14 protein-coding genes are annotated in these 14,452 nt (G+C 63.4%); 7 read left to right on the plus strand and 7 right to left on the minus strand.

What is annotated here, in order from left to right; translation table 11 throughout:
* Positions 1-18: 18 nt before the first annotated feature.
* Positions 19-1,107: a citrate synthase/methylcitrate synthase gene (locus tag N2599_RS08310; protein WP_027513148.1), complete on the minus strand. Its 1,089-nt coding sequence runs from the start codon at positions 1,105-1,107 to the stop codon at positions 19-21.
* Between the two features lie 58 nt (positions 1,108-1,165).
* Here N2599_RS08310 and N2599_RS08315 point away from each other — a divergent pair, with 58 nt between their 5' ends.
* The 6 genes from N2599_RS08315 to N2599_RS08340 all read left to right on the plus strand — a co-directional run bounded on the left by N2599_RS08315 (position 1,166) and on the right by N2599_RS08340 (position 8,028).
* Entirely contained in the window at positions 1,166-2,320 is a 1,155-nt protein-coding gene (locus tag N2599_RS08315; protein WP_245209318.1) for a citrate synthase, read from the plus strand.
* Between the two features lie 157 nt (positions 2,321-2,477).
* Positions 2,478-3,005: a FecR domain-containing protein gene (locus N2599_RS08320; RefSeq protein ID WP_051336814.1), complete on the plus strand. Its 528-nt coding sequence runs from the start codon at positions 2,478-2,480 to the stop codon at positions 3,003-3,005.
* 5 nt (positions 3,006-3,010) lie between these two features.
* Positions 3,011-4,870 (plus strand): CHASE2 domain-containing protein, encoded by a 1,860-nt coding sequence (locus tag N2599_RS08325; RefSeq protein WP_027513145.1) that lies wholly within the window; start codon positions 3,011-3,013, stop codon positions 4,868-4,870.
* Between the two features lie 108 nt (positions 4,871-4,978).
* Positions 4,979-6,865, plus strand: coding sequence for a DEAD/DEAH box helicase (locus N2599_RS08330; protein ID WP_027513144.1), 1,887 nt, complete (start codon positions 4,979-4,981; stop codon positions 6,863-6,865).
* A gap of 55 nt (positions 6,866-6,920) precedes the next feature.
* Complete coding sequence (locus tag N2599_RS08335; protein ID WP_027513143.1) at positions 6,921-7,352, plus strand: GNAT family N-acetyltransferase; 432 nt, start codon at positions 6,921-6,923, stop codon at positions 7,350-7,352.
* Between the two features lie 31 nt (positions 7,353-7,383).
* Positions 7,384-8,028: a class I SAM-dependent methyltransferase gene (locus N2599_RS08340; RefSeq protein ID WP_027513142.1), complete on the plus strand. Its 645-nt coding sequence runs from the start codon at positions 7,384-7,386 to the stop codon at positions 8,026-8,028.
* Positions 8,029-8,060: 32 nt separating this feature from the next.
* Here the strand turns inward: N2599_RS08340 and N2599_RS08345 are convergent, their stop codons facing one another.
* Genes N2599_RS08345 through N2599_RS08365 form a run of 5 tightly spaced genes read right to left on the minus strand, consistent with a single transcriptional unit; the run spans position 8,061 to position 13,526 of the window.
* Positions 8,061-9,284, minus strand: coding sequence for a molybdopterin molybdotransferase MoeA (locus N2599_RS08345; RefSeq protein WP_027513141.1), 1,224 nt, complete (start codon positions 9,282-9,284; stop codon positions 8,061-8,063).
* Positions 9,281-9,781 (minus strand): cyclic pyranopterin monophosphate synthase MoaC, encoded by a 501-nt coding sequence (gene moaC / locus N2599_RS08350; protein WP_027513140.1) that lies wholly within the window; start codon positions 9,779-9,781, stop codon positions 9,281-9,283. Before moaC ends, N2599_RS08345 begins: the two co-directional genes overlap by 4 nt.
* A 1-nt stretch (position 9,782) precedes the next feature.
* Positions 9,783-10,595 carry an indole-3-glycerol phosphate synthase TrpC gene (trpC, locus tag N2599_RS08355; protein ID WP_027513139.1) on the minus strand — a complete coding sequence of 271 codons (813 nt, stop codon included), beginning with the start codon at positions 10,593-10,595 and terminating at the stop codon, positions 9,783-9,785.
* 9 nt (positions 10,596-10,604) lie between these two features.
* A complete protein-coding gene (trpD, locus tag N2599_RS08360) occupies positions 10,605-11,621 on the minus strand; it encodes an anthranilate phosphoribosyltransferase (RefSeq protein WP_027513138.1) in 1,017 nt (338 codons plus the stop codon).
* Positions 11,622-11,633: 12 nt separating this feature from the next.
* The gene (locus tag N2599_RS08365; protein ID WP_027513137.1) at positions 11,634-13,526 is read right to left on the minus strand and encodes a peptidylprolyl isomerase; all 1,893 of its coding nucleotides are present in this window, start codon (positions 13,524-13,526) and stop codon (positions 11,634-11,636) included.
* 217 nt (positions 13,527-13,743) lie between these two features.
* Between N2599_RS08365 and N2599_RS08370 the strand changes: the two genes are divergently transcribed.
* Positions 13,744-14,025 (plus strand): hypothetical protein, encoded by a 282-nt coding sequence (locus N2599_RS08370; RefSeq protein WP_027513136.1) that lies wholly within the window; start codon positions 13,744-13,746, stop codon positions 14,023-14,025.
* 72 nt (positions 14,026-14,097) lie between these two features.
* Here N2599_RS08370 and N2599_RS08375 read toward each other — a convergent pair whose 3' ends face one another.
* Entirely contained in the window at positions 14,098-14,352 is a 255-nt protein-coding gene (locus tag N2599_RS08375) for a GlsB/YeaQ/YmgE family stress response membrane protein (protein ID WP_027513135.1), read from the minus strand.
* Positions 14,353-14,452: the final 100 nt, after the last annotated feature.

The raw sequence follows: 14,452 nt of genomic DNA on the forward strand, positions 1-14,452 counted from the left end.
TACCGCCGGAAACCCTGTTCATGCAGCGAGCGGCAAGAGCCCGACATAGACCGATTTCGGCCTGATCAATCGGCCTTCGAGCAGCTGTTCGCGCGCATGCGCAATCCAGCCGACGGTGCGGCCGATCGCAAAGACGCCGGTGAAGGCCTCGCGCGGGAAGCCGAGCGATTCCAGAAGCAGCGCCGTATAGAATTCGACATTGACGTCCAGCGGGCGATCCGGCTTGCGTTCCTTGAGGATGGCGAGCGCCGCCTTTTCGATCGCCTCCGCCAGCGCGATCCGTTGCCGGTCGACCTGGCCGGTTGCGACAAGCGGCTTCAGCGCATTTTTCAAGGCGTCGGCACGCGGGTCGCGGACGCGATAGATGCGATGGCCGAAACCCATCAGCCGCTCGCCGCGATCAAGGGCAGCGGCGAGCCATGTTTTCGCATGGTTCTCCGTTCCGATCGCATCCAGCATATCGAGGACCGGTCCCGGCGCGCCGCCATGCAACGGTCCCTTGAGTGCGCTGAGCGCCGCAAGCACCGAAGAGGTGAGGCCGGCATGCGTCGAGGCGATTACGCGCGATGCGAAAGTCGAGGCGTTCAACCCGTGATCGGAAATCGTCACGAGATAACCGTCCAGCGCAGCCGTCTGTTCGGCGCTCGGAATCCTGCCCGTCATCATGTGCAGAATGTCCGCGGCTTGCGAAACCGAGGCGTCCGGCGGAACGGGCTTCTCTTCGCGTTGCATGCGCAACACCGCCGGCAGGAACACCGCGGGTGCAGCGAGGAGCCTCAATACCGTTTCGAAATCCTCGCCGTCTGGCAACCGAGCAATCAGCGCCCGCATCGCATCGACCGGCGGCAGCTTCAAAAGCGCTTCATCCATGGCCCGGACATGCGTGAAAACTTCCGTACGCATACGGCCGAGGCGGGTTTTCAAGTCGCCGGCGGCAGCGGGGACCTCCAGCAGGTCATCGAGCAACAGGGCTGCCGTATCCTCATAGGTCGCGCGCTCCACGAGGCGATCCAGCGACACCCCACGAATAATCAGGCGGCCGAGTTCTCCATCCACATCCGATAATCGGGTTTCTGCGGCAATGACGTCTTCAAGTCCGTTCTTCATGGGTGCTTCTCCTTTACGAGGAGGATGATCGGGCCTAGTCTTATTGACGTCAATCTTGATGCAATCGATCAATATGAACACGCTCTGGATCACCACCGAAGAGGCGCTTGCCCGCCTCGGTACAAAGCCACAGACGCTTTACGCCAATGTTAGCCGCGGACGGATCCGCGCCAAACCGGATCCCGCCGACCCGCGTCGCAGCCTCTACCAGGCCGACGATGTCGGGCGACTGGCAGAGCGCCACGCAGGCCGACGGCAGTCGGCAGCGGTGGCAGCCGAAGCGATCCGCTGGGGTGAACCCGTTTTGCCGACGGCGATCTCGACGATTTCCGATGGAAGGCTGTTCTATCGCGGCCGCGAGGCGGTCGCGCTTTCCGAGCATGCGACTCTGGAAGAGGTCGCGGCACTCCTGTGGGGCGGCGGAAATATTGCGTTCGAAACGGGCGAAGGCGGTGAGGGCGACGCATCCCGCATGGCGAATGCCTTCACGCTTCTTGCAGCGCGCGTCACCACCGACCTGCCGGCCCTCGGTCGGAAACCGGCAGTTCTTCGAGCAGAGGCAGCGGACGTGCTATTAACCGTGGCCGGCGGACTCGCCCCCTGGCATGGCGAGCCAATGCCTCTGCATCAACGTCTTGCGCGTGGCTGGCAGCGACCCGAGGCGGCCGATCCGATCCGCCGGGCTCTGGTGCTCGCCGCCGAACATGAACTCAACGTCTCGGCTTTTGCGGCGCGCGTCACCGCATCTTCCGGTGCGGCCCTTTCGGCGGCGACGCTCTCGGGTCTAGCGGCGCTCACGGGCCCCCGCCACGGCGGGGCGTGGCTGAGTGTCACGCTGCTTACCGAACAGGCCGCTTCCGTTGGGGTGCGAGAGGCAATCCGTGGAGCGCTATCATCCGAAGGAGTTGTCCGAGCTTTCGGCCATCGGCTTTACCCACAGGGCGATCCTCGCGCGAAGGCGCTAATGGCAAGCTTCGAAGCGCCACGGCTTTTTGTTTCTCTGGCGGAAGCAGGCGAGGAATTGCTCGGCGAGCCAGTCAATGTCGACTTCGCGATCGCCGCCCTGACAGCCACCTTCACGCTTCCCGAAGATGCGCCGCTTATCATCTTCGCTCTTGCTCGCACCTGTGGCTGGCTCGCGCATGCCATGGAGCAGGTCGAAGATGGCCATCTTATCCGTCCAAGAGCACGCTACACAGGACCCCATGATTGAAACTTCTGGTGGGTAACACTCGTCAACCTTGCCAGCTTGCGCTTTTCTGCATACGAAAATCCGGTTTTGTTTTATGATGATAGGGCCGGGGCAAGCAGGTGACCGCATGGCGAATACCATGCCGGATCATGACGTTTGTGCGATGTGGGGGCGGATCATGAGCATAATCTCAGCATTCCTTCGCGGTTTTGCCGCAGCCGCCCTTGCGGCACTTCTCCTGCCGGCGGGCGCCGCACTTGCTCAAACGGGCGGGTGCACTGTCGAGAATGCAGCGGGCGGGCGTGAAATCCTCCGCTGCCCGAACGGCGTAACGGTGACGGCCGAGGCCGGTGCTTCCTTTAGGCTGAATGACCGCAACCGCGACGGCAGCCCCGATGTTGTGTCGCTGCGCGGCAAGGCAATCCTGGTCGATGTCGACGACGCTCGCCACACAGGCAGCTTTCAGGTGGTGACGCCTCAGGCGATCGCTGCCGTACGCGGCACGCAATGGGCAGTCGACGTTGCAGGCGGCCGGACGTCCGTGCTCGTGGTGCAAGGCTCCGTTGCCGTGCGCCGTCCTGCGGGTAATCCGGTCGTACTCGGTCCCGGCGAGGGAGTCGATGTCACAAGCGGCGCAGGCGCGCTTGAAGTGCGCCGCTGGCCGGCCGCCCGTGCCGCCGCGTTGCTTGCCCGCCTCGGTCAGTAGAGCTCATGCCCGACAAGAGATTTTCGATCACTGCTGCCCTTCTCCTGTCTGCACTTTGGGGAGGCTTTCTTGGCTCCCTGCATCTCACGGGCAGCGCCGGGTTCCTCGACCGGATGGAAGCTTCGCTGACGGATTTCCGGAGCGTGCTGATCGGCCGCAAGATGCCGCCGCAAATGGTCGCGATCGTTGCGATCGACGACCGCACGGCCGCATCACACGGCTATCCTGTCGACCGGGCAACGCTTGCCCGCGCGGTCACTACGGTTGCCGCCCTAAGGCCGAAGACGATCGCTCTCGATCTGCTCTTCATCGACCCGAGCACCGAGCAAGGTGATTCGGCGCTCGTATCCGCGCTCCGGCTCGTGCCGTCAGTTATTGCCGCCGCGGCCGTCTTTCCGCAAAGTACCCAGACGGTGGCAAGCGACCCGAACGACCCGCTTGCTGGGATCCCCTTCGCCGACAGCCTGCTCCTGCCGCTCAAGCGTTTTTCCGATGTCGCCGCCACCGGCGTCGTCAATGTCGCAACGGACGAGACAGGCGTCCCCCGTTTCATGCCCCTGATCTCGCGCAGCGACGGACGCGTCGATCCATCATTCGCGTTGCGGACCGCATCGCTGGCGCTCGATCGCGATCCTGCATTCCAGCCGGGCAGCATCTCCTTTGCCGACCGGCATATTCCGACCGATACCGGTCAGCGTCTGCCGCTCACCTTCTATGGCCCACGCGGCACCATCCCGACATTCAGCCTGGCAGACGCGCTCGACGGCAAGGTACCTCCCGACGCAATTGAGAACCGCGTCGTCATCTTCGGTTCAACGGTCACGGCCGGCGGCGACGTTTTTCCGACGCCTTTCGATCCGGTGTTACCCGGAGTCGAGGTCATTTCGACAGCCATAGCGCATCTGATCGCAGGCGACAGCATCGTGCGCGATCACAATATCCGCCGGCTGGATGCCACTGTCGCGGTGCTTCTGCCGCTGGCGCTTGTCGGCCTGATTGCCTGGCGGCGCAGCATTGTCGGTTTTGCGCTGATCGTGCTGGTTCTCGTGACCTGGGCAACCGTCAATCTCGCCATGTTCAGGGCGGGCTATTGGCTCAGCGCATCGCTGCCGATCGCTGCCGCTCTGCCTCCCGTTCTCGCTTTCGGTGCAGCGCAGCTCCTTCTCGGCCGCCGTCAGGCCCGTCTTTTCGCCGCCCAGAGCGAGCTCCTGCAACGGGTCGAAGCCCCAGGCCTCGGCGAGTGGCTTGCCCGAGACCCGTCCTTCCTCGCCGTACCGGTAAGGCAGAACGCGGCGGTGGTGTTCATCGATCTGTCGGGTTTTACGGGTCTCAGCGAGGCGGTCGGCGCGGTGACCGTGCGCGAGATCCTGAGCGGCTTCTTCGAGATCGTCGATGAGGAGGCGAGGGCGCATGGCGGCGCGATCACCAGCTTCATGGGCGACGGCGCGATGATCCTGTTCGGACTGCCGCATCCGGCGGATGACGATGCCTCACGTGCCGCCGCCTGCGCGCTGGCGCTCGCAGACCGGATGCGCACCTGGCTCAATTCTCACGCGGACCTGCAAGGGGAGCGCAGGATCGGCTTCAAGATCGGCGCCCATTGCGGCCCGGTCGTCGCCTCGCGCCTCGGTACCGGTGACCGCCAGCAGATCACCGCGACCGGCGACACCGTCAATGTCGCCAGCCGCTTGATGGAAGTCGCGGCAAGCCGCGGCGCAGAGGTCGCCTTCAGCGCAGCTCTCGTCCGCGTCGCGTCCAGCGACGGCGGCCCGTTGCCCGCCGGTCCGCTGGAGGGTCCGCTCGAGACGCATATCCGCGGCCGTTCCGGCAGCATCGGCGTCTGGCTCTGGCGCCCAGCCACCTGATTTGCCGCTTTGACATTTGCCGTCTTAGCGGGTAGGAACGCGCCAACCGTTCTGCCGGCAGGTTCCGGCCACGGCGCTTCTGCGCCCGATATTCCGAAAGACAGACAGATGACAGATCTCAACAGCGTCGTTCCGGCGATCGCCAAGGCGTTGGCGAAGCGCGGCTATGCAGCCCTGACCCCAGTTCAGAAGGCCATGCTGGATCCGGCGCTTGCCGCCTCGGATGCGCTGGTTTCGGCGCAAACCGGCTCGGGCAAGACCGTCGCCTTCGGGCTTGCGCTTGCGCCGACGCTGCTCGAAGGTGAAGAGCGATTTGCGCCCGCCGCCGAACCGCTCGCGCTGGTAATCGCGCCGACGCGCGAGCTTGCTCTGCAGGTGAAGCGCGAGCTCGAATGGCTCTACGAGATGACCGGTGCGCTGATCGTCAGTTGCGTCGGCGGTATGGATATCCGCAGCGAGCGCCGCTCGCTGGAACGCGGCGCCCATATCGTTGTCGGCACGCCCGGCCGTCTCTGCGACCATATCCGCCGCAAGGCGCTTGATATGTCAGCATTGAAGGCTGTCGTGCTCGACGAGGCGGACGAGATGCTGGACCTCGGCTTCCGCGAGGATCTGGAGTTCATCCTCGATGCCGCACCCGGCGACCGCAGGACGCTGATGTTCTCGGCAACGGTTTCGTCCGCCATCGCCAAGCTCGCCAAGAGTTACCAGCGCGACGCGGTGCGCATTTCGACTCAGACCGAAGAGAAGCAGCATGTCGATATCGAATACCGCGCGCTCGCGGTTGCGCCCGCCGATCGCGAAAACGCGATCATCAACGTGCTGCGCTACTACGAGGCGACCAATGCCATCGTCTTCTGCTCGACCCGCGCTGCCGTCAATCATCTGACGGCCCGCTTCAACAACCGCAATTTCTCGGTCGTGGCGCTCTCCGGCGAACTGACGCAGAACGAGCGGACGCACGCGCTGCAGGCGATGCGCGACGGCCGCGCCCGCGTTTGCATCGCAACGGATGTGGCTGCGCGCGGCATCGACCTCCCCGGCCTCGATCTCGTCATCCATGCCGACCTGCCGACCAATCCGGAAACGCTGCTGCATCGCAGCGGCCGTACTGGCCGGGCAGGGCGCAAGGGCGTAAGCGCGCTGATCGTGCCGCTCAATGCCCGCCGCAAGGCCGAGCGCATTCTCGATGCCGCCGGGATCGCCGCCGCCTGGGCTCTGCCGCCGTCGGCCGAAGACGTGATGCGCCGCGACGACGAGCGCCTGCTTGCCGACCCAATCCTCAGCGAGGCCGGGCGCGAAGAGGATCAAGTGCTGGTCAGCCGGCTCATTGCAAATCACGGCGCGGAAAAGCTCGCCGCGGCCTTCGTGCGCCTCTATCGCTCCAATCAGTCGGCGCCGGAGGATCTGATCGAGGTCTCGATCGAGGGCGACCGCAAGCGTCAGCGCCGCGATGATGCCTTCGAGCCGCGCGAACCGAGCCAGAAGGGCCCGCGCGACGATTTCGGACCGAGCGTCTGGTTTTCGGTTTCCGTCGGCCGCAAGCAGAATGCCGAACCGCGCTGGCTGATCCCGATGCTCTGCCGCAACGGTAATCTGACGAAACGCGAAATCGGCGCGATCAAGATGCAGCCGGAAGAAACCTATGTGGAAATCTCTGCCGATAGCGCCGAAGCCTTTCTGCAAGCAGTCGGGCCGAACAAGACGATGGAGCGCGGCATCCGCGTGACACGTCTGAACGGCACGCCGGATTTCGGCCGCCCGGCCGCCGCGAAGCCTTACGGCGGCAAGAAGCCGTTCGGCGAGCGCCGCGACGAGACGTCCCATGATGAGCGCCCTAAGGGGAAGTTCAAGAAGGATTTCAAAGGCAAAGCCACTCCGGCGAATGGCGAGCGCAGCGAAAAGCCCTGGGGCACCGCAGCCGGTAAGCCAAAATTCGAGGGCAAGGGCGGCTTCGCGCCGAAGGGCAAATTCGCTAAGAAGAAGCAAGGCTGAGGAGAGAAGGACTGACAATTGGTGCCTTCCGTATATGCCCACTTGAGAGGCAACCGTGACAGAGACAGCGATTTTATCCGTTCCGCTCTTCAGCACCTTGTGCAACGAAGCTTTCAAGCTGCGTCGCGCCGTCTTCATCGGCGAGCAGAATGTGCCCGCCGACGAGGAATTCGATGAAGCCGATCTCAGCGCCGAGCACATCGTCGCCATCCATGCCGGCGAAGTCGCGGGCACGCTTCGGGTCGTCTATCTCGACGATCACGTGAAGATCGGCCGCGTGGCCGTCGGAGCGCAATGGCGCGGCCATGGCATCGCAAGCACGATGATCCGCTTTGCGATGGAGGCGCATCGCGCGGCACGCGGCAATCGCTTTTACTTGACGGCTCAAAGCGACAAGATCGCGCTCTATGAGAAGTTCGGCTTCACTGCGTTCGGTGACAAATTTCTCGACGGGGGCATGCCCCACCTCGCCATGAAGAACTACTAATTCCGTGGGCGCGATGGATATAGGCGCGCCGATGACAGGTAAAGACCGCCCGGAATATCTTGCGGCAGCAGATTTCATTCGCGAAAACCTCCGCCTTCAGCGGGTACCGGCAATTCCGGAGATAGTGCTCCATCGCGCGCATTCGGGAAGCGGGCTTGGGCGATTGACAAGTCTGGATGGCGCGGCACCCTACTGGGCCTATCATTGGGCTGGCGGAACCGTGCTCGCCCGCCATATCCTCTCGCAGCCTCAGACCGTTAACGGCCGCCGTGTCCTTGATCTCGGCTCAGGCTCGGGCCTTGTCGCTATTGCCGCTGTGAAGGCAGGTGCTATGCATGTCACCGCCGTGGATGTCGATGCCCGTGCCATCGCCGCAACAGACCTCAACGCCGCTGCCAACGGCGTTGCGATCGAAACCCTGCAAGCCGATATCCTCGGCGCGTTGCCGCCCATTTGCGACGTCATCCTGGGAGGCGACGTGTTCTACGATGCAAGGCTTGCAAGCCGCGTTCTGCCATTCCTTGCCCGCTGCCGCGCCGCAAGCATCGATATCCTGATCGGCGATCCCGGCAGGGCATCTTTCCCGCGCGAGCAGTTCCGCCTCGTCGGAACACATGCTGTCACAGATTTTGGAGATGCAGGTGCGGACAAGGTCAGTGGGGTTTATTCGCTTTAATACGGCGAAGGTCCGACGGATCGCACTAAACGTCAGCCGAGAAGCTCAGGCCGGAGCAGCATCACCGGGCAGGGGGTTCCTGCCGGAAGCTGCGGTGCATGGGGCGGGCGGACGATCAGGCAGTCGGCATGGGCGAAGACCTTCATCATCGACGAATCCTGCTTGCCGAACGGCTCTACCAACCAGTTGCCGGAGGAGGATTTGGCGAGCTTCGCCCGCACATAGTCCTGGCGCTGATCGTTGGCGGCAAGGGTGACCGCCGCCTCGACCGTTGAGTCGCGCTTCACAGGCGGCAGGGAGGCAAGCTTGCGGATCAGCGGCTCGAGGAACAGCAAGGCGCAAACGAGGCTCGACACGGGATTGCCCGGCAGGCCGAGCACATGCGTGCTTCCGAGGCTGCCAACCATCAGCGGCTTGCCAGGCCGCATGGCGATCTTCCAGAAATCGAGCGTCATGCCCGCTGCAACCAGTGTGGCCTGCACGAGGTCATGGTCGCCGACGGAGGCGCCACCGAGCGTCACGACAACGTCGGCCCCGGCAGCCTGCGCCCTGCGGACCGCTGAAGTGATCGCCGTCTTGTCGTCAGCTACAATGCCGAGGTCCAGCACGTCGCCGCCGGCCTTGCGCACCAGTGCCGCGATACCGAACGTGTTCGACGCAATGATCTGCGAAGGACCCAGATCACTTCCGGGCGCCAGCAGCTCGTCGCCGGTCGCAAGGATTGCCACAAGCGGCTTGCGCAGCACGTCGAACGAGGCATGGTTCATCGCGGCCACCACCGTCAGCCGCGTGAAATCCATCACGGTGCCGGCCGCGAGCACCGCCTCGCCCTCGGCAAAGTCCTGACCACGGGGACGGATATGCTGGCCTTGGCGAACGGGAAATTTCGTGCGGATGCCGCCGTCGATCTTCTCCGCGTCCTCCTGCAGCAAGACGCTGTCGGCGCCTAAGGGAACCGGTGCGCCGGTAAAGATACGAACTGTCTCGCCTTTGCCCACCGTGCCGTCGAAAGCGTGTCCGGCAGCGGATGTGCCGATAAGCTTGAGCTGAGCGCCGGGTTCCGGTGCATCCTCGCGGCGCAACGCATAGCCGTCCATCGCAGACGCGTTGAAGGGCGGCTGCGTCAGCCGCGCCGTCAAGCCGTTCGCGAGGACGCGTCCATCGCCGTTGGCAAGCGAAACGGTCTCGACATCGGAAATCGGATTGGCGCTGCCAAGCAGCCTGCCTTGCGCCTCTGCGACCGGAAGCAGGCTCATCGGCGAGCCTCCGGATGGCGGAAGTCGCCCGATTTGCCGCCGGATTTTTCGAGCAGCCTGATGCCGCCGATCTCCATCGCCTTGTCGGCGGCCTTCGCCATGTCGTAGATCGTCAGGCAGGCGACGGACACGGCCGTCAATGCCTCCATCTCGACACCGGTCTTGCCGGTGAGCTTGGCGGTCGCGGTGACGCGCAGGCCGGGCAGGGCGGCGTCCTCATCGATCTCGACGCTCACCTTCGTCAGCATCAAAGGGTGACAGAGCGGAATAAGGCTGGACGTCTGCTTGGCCGCCATGATGCCGGCAAGTCGCGCGGTGCCGATGACGTCGCCCTTCTTCGCATTCCCGTCACGGATCAATCGCAACGTCGCTGCCGCCATTTTCACATGGCCCTCTGCGGTCGCAATGCGAACCGTATCGGCTTTGTTTCCGACATCGACCATGTGGGCCTCGCCCGAGGCACCTATATGGGTCAGGCTTGGCTTTTCGCCGCTCATGTCATTCCGCCGCGATTGCCGCTTCGCCGAAGAGCAGAGCGCGGGTCGCAGCCGTCACGTCGTCCTTGCGCATCAGGCTTTCGCCGACGAGGAAGGTGTCGATGCCGGCCGCCTGCAGCCGCTTGCAGTCGGCATGGGTAAAGATTCCGCTTTCGCCGACCAGCAGCCGGTCATCCGGAACCATCGCCGAAAGCTCCTCGCTGACGGTCAGGCTGACTTCAAAGGTGCGGAGGCTGCGATTGTTGATGCCGACGAGCGGCGAGGAGAGTTTCAGCGCCCGCTCCATTTCCGGTGCATCGTGCACTTCGACCAGCACATCCATGCCGAGCGCAAAGGCTTCATCCTGCAGCTGCTCTGCCTCGTCATCGGAAAGCGAGGCCATGATCAGCAAAATGCAATCCGCGCCCCAGGCGCGCGCTTCGTGCACCTGATATGTCTCGAACATGAAATCCTTGCGCAGCGCCGGAAGGGCGCAGGCGTCGCGGGCCGCCGTCAGGAACTTCGGCGCGCCTTGAAAGCTTGGCGTGTCGGTCAAGACCGACAAGCAGGCGGCACCACCGGCTTCATAGGCTTTGGCGAGCACCGGCGGATCGAAATCCGGGCGGATAAGGCCCTTGGAGGGGCTTGCCTTCTTGATCTCGGCGATCAGGCCGTACAGTCCGGCAGCGCGCTTGGCGGCGAGAGCCTTGTGGAAGCCGCGCGGCGCGGTTTGCCCTGCCTGCATCGCCTTCAGGTCCGCAAGCGAGACCTTCGCCTTGGCGGCGGCGATTTCCTCGCGCTTGTATGCCTCGATCTTTCGCAGGATATCGGTCATCAGGCAATCCTAGTCGATATCGTTCGAAACGGCGATCAGTTTATCGAGTGCTGCAGCGGTCGCGCCGCTGTCCAGCGATTCGGTCGCGAGTTTCATGCCCTCGGTGATCGTCTCCGCCTTACCGGCAATGACGAGCGAGGCAGCCGCGTTGGCAAGGGCGATATCGCGATAGGCGTTCCTCGCGCCGCTCAGCACTTCGCGAAGGGCCGCGGCATTGGCGACGCCATCGCCGCCTTTGATCGCGGCAAGCGCACAAGACGAAACACCGAAATCGGCCGGCGAAAGCTCAAAGGTGCGGATTTTGCCGTTTTCGAGTGCGGCGACATTGGTCTTGCCGGTCGTAGTGATCTCGTCGAGGCCATCGCCATGCACGACCCAGACGCTCTCCGATCCCAGATCGCGCATCACTTCGGCAATCGGCACGACCCATTGCGGCGCAAAGACGCCGAGCAATTGGCGGCGCACCCCGGCCGGGTTCGTCAGCGGGCCGAGCAGGTTGAAGATCGTCCGGGTGCCGAGCTCGACGCGCGACGGGCCGACATGCCGCATCGCCGAATGGTGCAGCTGGGCAAACATGAAGCCGACGCCTGCCTCGCTGATGCAGCGGGTGATCACTTCAGGTGCGATCTCGAGTTTGACTCCGAGTGCGGCAAGGCTATCGGAGGCGCCGGATTTCGAACTCAGGGCGCGGTTGCCGTGCTTGGCGACCGGAACACCGGCGCCGGCGACGATCAGCGCCGCCAGCGTCGAGATATTGTAGGTGCCGCTGCCGTCACCCCCGGTGCCGACGATATCGATCGCATCGGCAGGCGCTTCCACCCGCAGCATCTTCGATCGCATCGTCGTCGCGGCTCCGACTATTTCGTCGACCGTCTCGCCGCGGACGCGCAGCGCCATCAGGAAACCGCCGATCTGCGAGGGAGTCGCCTGACCGGACATGAGAATTTCGAAGGCCTCGCGGGCCTCGTCACGGGTCAGCGGCTCGCGGCTCGCAGCCTTGGCCAGAAGCGGCTTCAGATCGGTCATGCGCTACAGCTCCTAGCGAACGGCTGCCTGATCGGCGAGCGTCTGGTTGATCGACGCACCGTAGTGCGTTTGCAGCAGGTTCACCATCTGGTCGAGAATATCGTCGCCGGCAGCATTGGCCATGGCGGTGATCTGCGCATCCTGATTGTTCAGCACATCGCCGGTCGGTTCCGTGTTCACGCTGGTGACCTTGAGCAGGATCTGTGTGCCGGGATCGCCGCCGACGGCGCTTGCAACGGTATCAACCGGGCCGGTGAAGGCAGCGGTCACGCCGGCACGGCCGAGAACGGCATCGTCGGTGCCGCGCGTGATGCCGCTCTTGCTTTCGACCGCGATGCCGAGTGGAGCCGCGATGTCGGCAAGCGTCTTGCCCTTCTGGGCTTCCTGCTTGAGCTCGCCGGCCTTCTTGGCAAGTTCGAGCTTCTGCTGTTCGGCGGTCCAATCCTGAACGACCTTGTCGCGCACTTCGGCGAGCGGGCGATCGCGTTCCGGCGTGATTTCGCGCACGTCGAACCAGGCATAACCGTCATTGCCGAGCGGCAGAGCCGGCGCCTGAACGCCGGATTCGGTTTTGAAGGCTTCGCCGATCAGTTGCGGCTTCGCGGGAATGTCCTTGACCTCGTTGCCGTCCTTGTCCAACCCGCTAGGATCGACGGCGTCGATCACGATGGCCTTCAGCTTCAGTTGTTCGGCGATCTGCTCGAGCGTCTGGCCGGAGCCGCGCAGATCCTCGATACGGTCGTGGACGTTGATAACCTCCTGCGACGCATTGACTAGCGCAAGCTGCTTGCGGATGTCTTCCTTCACCGCGTCGAAGCTCTTGACACTCTCCGGCTTGATGTTGGTGATGCGCAGGATGACCGGGCCGAAGGAACCTTCGACGACAGGCGTCGTGCCGCCGTCCTTGGCGACTGCGAAAGCAGCATCGGCGACGGTCTGGTCCGGAACCTTGTCCTTGGTGAAATCGCCGAGCAGCACGTCGCTTGCCGTCTTGCCCTGGTCGGTCACGAGCTGGTCGAAGCTGGTACCGCTCTTCAGCGCCGTTTCGGCAGCCGTCGCCAGATCCTTGCTGGCAAAGGTCAGCTGCTCGATCGTGCGCGTTTCCGGCGTCCGGTAGTTATCCTTGCGCTTGTCGAAGTCTTCGCGGATCTGGTCGTCCGTGACAGTCGCGGCATCCGCGATGTCGGCAGGCTCGAGCTTCAGATAGGCGATCCTCCGGTATTGCGGTGCGCGGTAGCGACTCTTGACGCCCTCGAACCACTTCGAAAGCATATCCTCGGCCGGTGCCTTGATGGGCTCGATATTCGCGTTCGTCAGCAGCAGGTAGTCGATGTCGCGGCTCTCCTGGCGGTAGAGCTTGAGCGCGTCGACGAGCGTCTTCGGAGGCGTGAAGCCGTTCGAAACCGCATCGACGATCTGGCTGCGCACGGCGACCTTGCTGCGCTCGCTGATATAGTCCGCCTCGCGGATGCCGGCGTTGCGCAGGCGCGACGTAAAGAGCGTGCGGTCGAACTGGCCGTTGACGGCCTTGAATGCCGGATCGTCAGCGATCAGCTGGGCCAGGCGATCTTCGGAAAGGCCGAGATTCATGTCGGCAGCAAGCTGGTCGAGCGAAGCGCCGGCGACGAGCTGGGCGATCACCTGCTGCTCGACGCCGAAAGCCTTGGCCTGCTCAGGCGTCAGACGCATGCCGAACTGCTGGCTGAGACTTGCGACCTGCCGCTGGTAGGCGAGGCGGAATTCGGTGGCGTCCACCTGCTGGTCGCCGACGGTGACGACAGCCGTGCTGCTGCTGCCGGTGAGCAGCGAACTGGAGATGCCCCAGATGCCGAATGAAGCGACCAGGAGAAGCATCAGGAGCTTGGCGACCCATGTCCGGGCGGCTCTTCTCAGGAAATGGAACATCGAAACGCAAACCTCGCATTATTTTCGCCGTTTCACGGGCAAAGCTTTTGACGTTCCTTAGAACAAACGCGTCAGGAAATGAAGCGCCCGCGCGCGAAAACATGGCAGGTGGTGGAGAGAGTCCTGGAAGGCGATCGCATTTAAGAAATGAAGCGGTGCAGGGAACCTTTCGGCCCTCACTTCGTTGAAGCCGCATCCGCAAAAAGAGGAGCAGACAATGGCCGAACTCAAGACCGCCTCCGGACAAACGACGGGCGCACGCGTGAAGGCGGAAATCGCAGCAGACGATCTTTCCGCTCAGGTCGCTGCATTGCGTGAGGATTTGGCACGGCTGTCCGAGAGCGTCGTCGCCTTGGGGCAGGGCGCAAAGACCGCCGTTGCCGACGAGGCTTCTGTCATGACCGAGCGCGTGCGCGAGAAAGTGCGTGAAGAGCCAATCTTCGCACTCGCCGTAACCGCCGGCATTGCCTACGTCTTCGGCCTGATGAGCCGCCGCTGAAACGGCGCGGCAATATGCAAACGTGCAACAAAAAAGCCGGGAGCTGTGGTCCCGGCTTTTGCGCGATTGAAATCAGCGTCGTACGAGGCGTCCGAGCGCAATAAGAATGCAGGCGCCGACGAAGCCGGTGATCAGGTATCCGAGCCAGCCTACGAGCGGCTGGATATTCAAAACGCCGAGAATGAAATTGGCAACGATCGCGCCTACGATGCCAAGAACGATATTCATGAGCACGCCCATATTGCTGCGCATGAATTTTTCCGCGAACCAGCCGGCGATACCGCCGATGATGATGGCCGCAATCCAACCTACGCCTTCGCCTTCCATTGTGATCTCCCTCCTAGAGAAGCAATAAATAAACGCAAACCTGCAAAAACGTTCCTTGCCGGGTCAGGGTAGCAATGTTACCGGCATATGAAGCTCGTAA

It is taken from the genome of Rhizobium sullae, from assembly GCF_025200715.1.
GTDB classification, from domain to species: domain Bacteria; phylum Pseudomonadota; class Alphaproteobacteria; order Rhizobiales; family Rhizobiaceae; genus Rhizobium; species Rhizobium sullae.

What these genes read in the sequence shown, in the direction of transcription:
- N2599_RS08310 (WP_027513148.1), bottom strand. Translation starts at nt 1,107, where the DNA reads ATGAAGAACGGACTTGAAGACGTCATTGCCGCAGAAACCCGATTATCG.
- N2599_RS08315 (WP_245209318.1), top strand. Translation starts at nt 1,166, where the DNA reads ATGCAATCGATCAATATGAACACGCTCTGGATCACCACCGAAGAGGCG.
- N2599_RS08320 (WP_051336814.1), top strand. Translation starts at nt 2,478, where the DNA reads ATGAGCATAATCTCAGCATTCCTTCGCGGTTTTGCCGCAGCCGCCCTT.
- N2599_RS08325 (WP_027513145.1), top strand. Translation starts at nt 3,011, where the DNA reads ATGCCCGACAAGAGATTTTCGATCACTGCTGCCCTTCTCCTGTCTGCA.
- N2599_RS08330 (WP_027513144.1), top strand. Translation starts at nt 4,979, where the DNA reads ATGACAGATCTCAACAGCGTCGTTCCGGCGATCGCCAAGGCGTTGGCG.
- N2599_RS08340 (WP_027513142.1), top strand. Translation starts at nt 7,384, where the DNA reads ATGACAGGTAAAGACCGCCCGGAATATCTTGCGGCAGCAGATTTCATT.
- N2599_RS08345 (WP_027513141.1), bottom strand. Translation starts at nt 9,284, where the DNA reads ATGAGCCTGCTTCCGGTCGCAGAGGCGCAAGGCAGGCTGCTTGGCAGC.
- moaC (WP_027513140.1), bottom strand. Translation starts at nt 9,781, where the DNA reads ATGAGCGGCGAAAAGCCAAGCCTGACCCATATAGGTGCCTCGGGCGAG.
- trpC (WP_027513139.1), bottom strand. Translation starts at nt 10,595, where the DNA reads ATGACCGATATCCTGCGAAAGATCGAGGCATACAAGCGCGAGGAAATC.
- trpD (WP_027513138.1), bottom strand. Translation starts at nt 11,621, where the DNA reads ATGACCGATCTGAAGCCGCTTCTGGCCAAGGCTGCGAGCCGCGAGCCG.
- N2599_RS08365 (WP_027513137.1), bottom strand. Translation starts at nt 13,526, where the DNA reads ATGTTCCATTTCCTGAGAAGAGCCGCCCGGACATGGGTCGCCAAGCTC.
- N2599_RS08370 (WP_027513136.1), top strand. Translation starts at nt 13,744, where the DNA reads ATGGCCGAACTCAAGACCGCCTCCGGACAAACGACGGGCGCACGCGTG.
- N2599_RS08375 (WP_027513135.1), bottom strand. Translation starts at nt 14,352, where the DNA reads ATGGAAGGCGAAGGCGTAGGTTGGATTGCGGCCATCATCATCGGCGGT.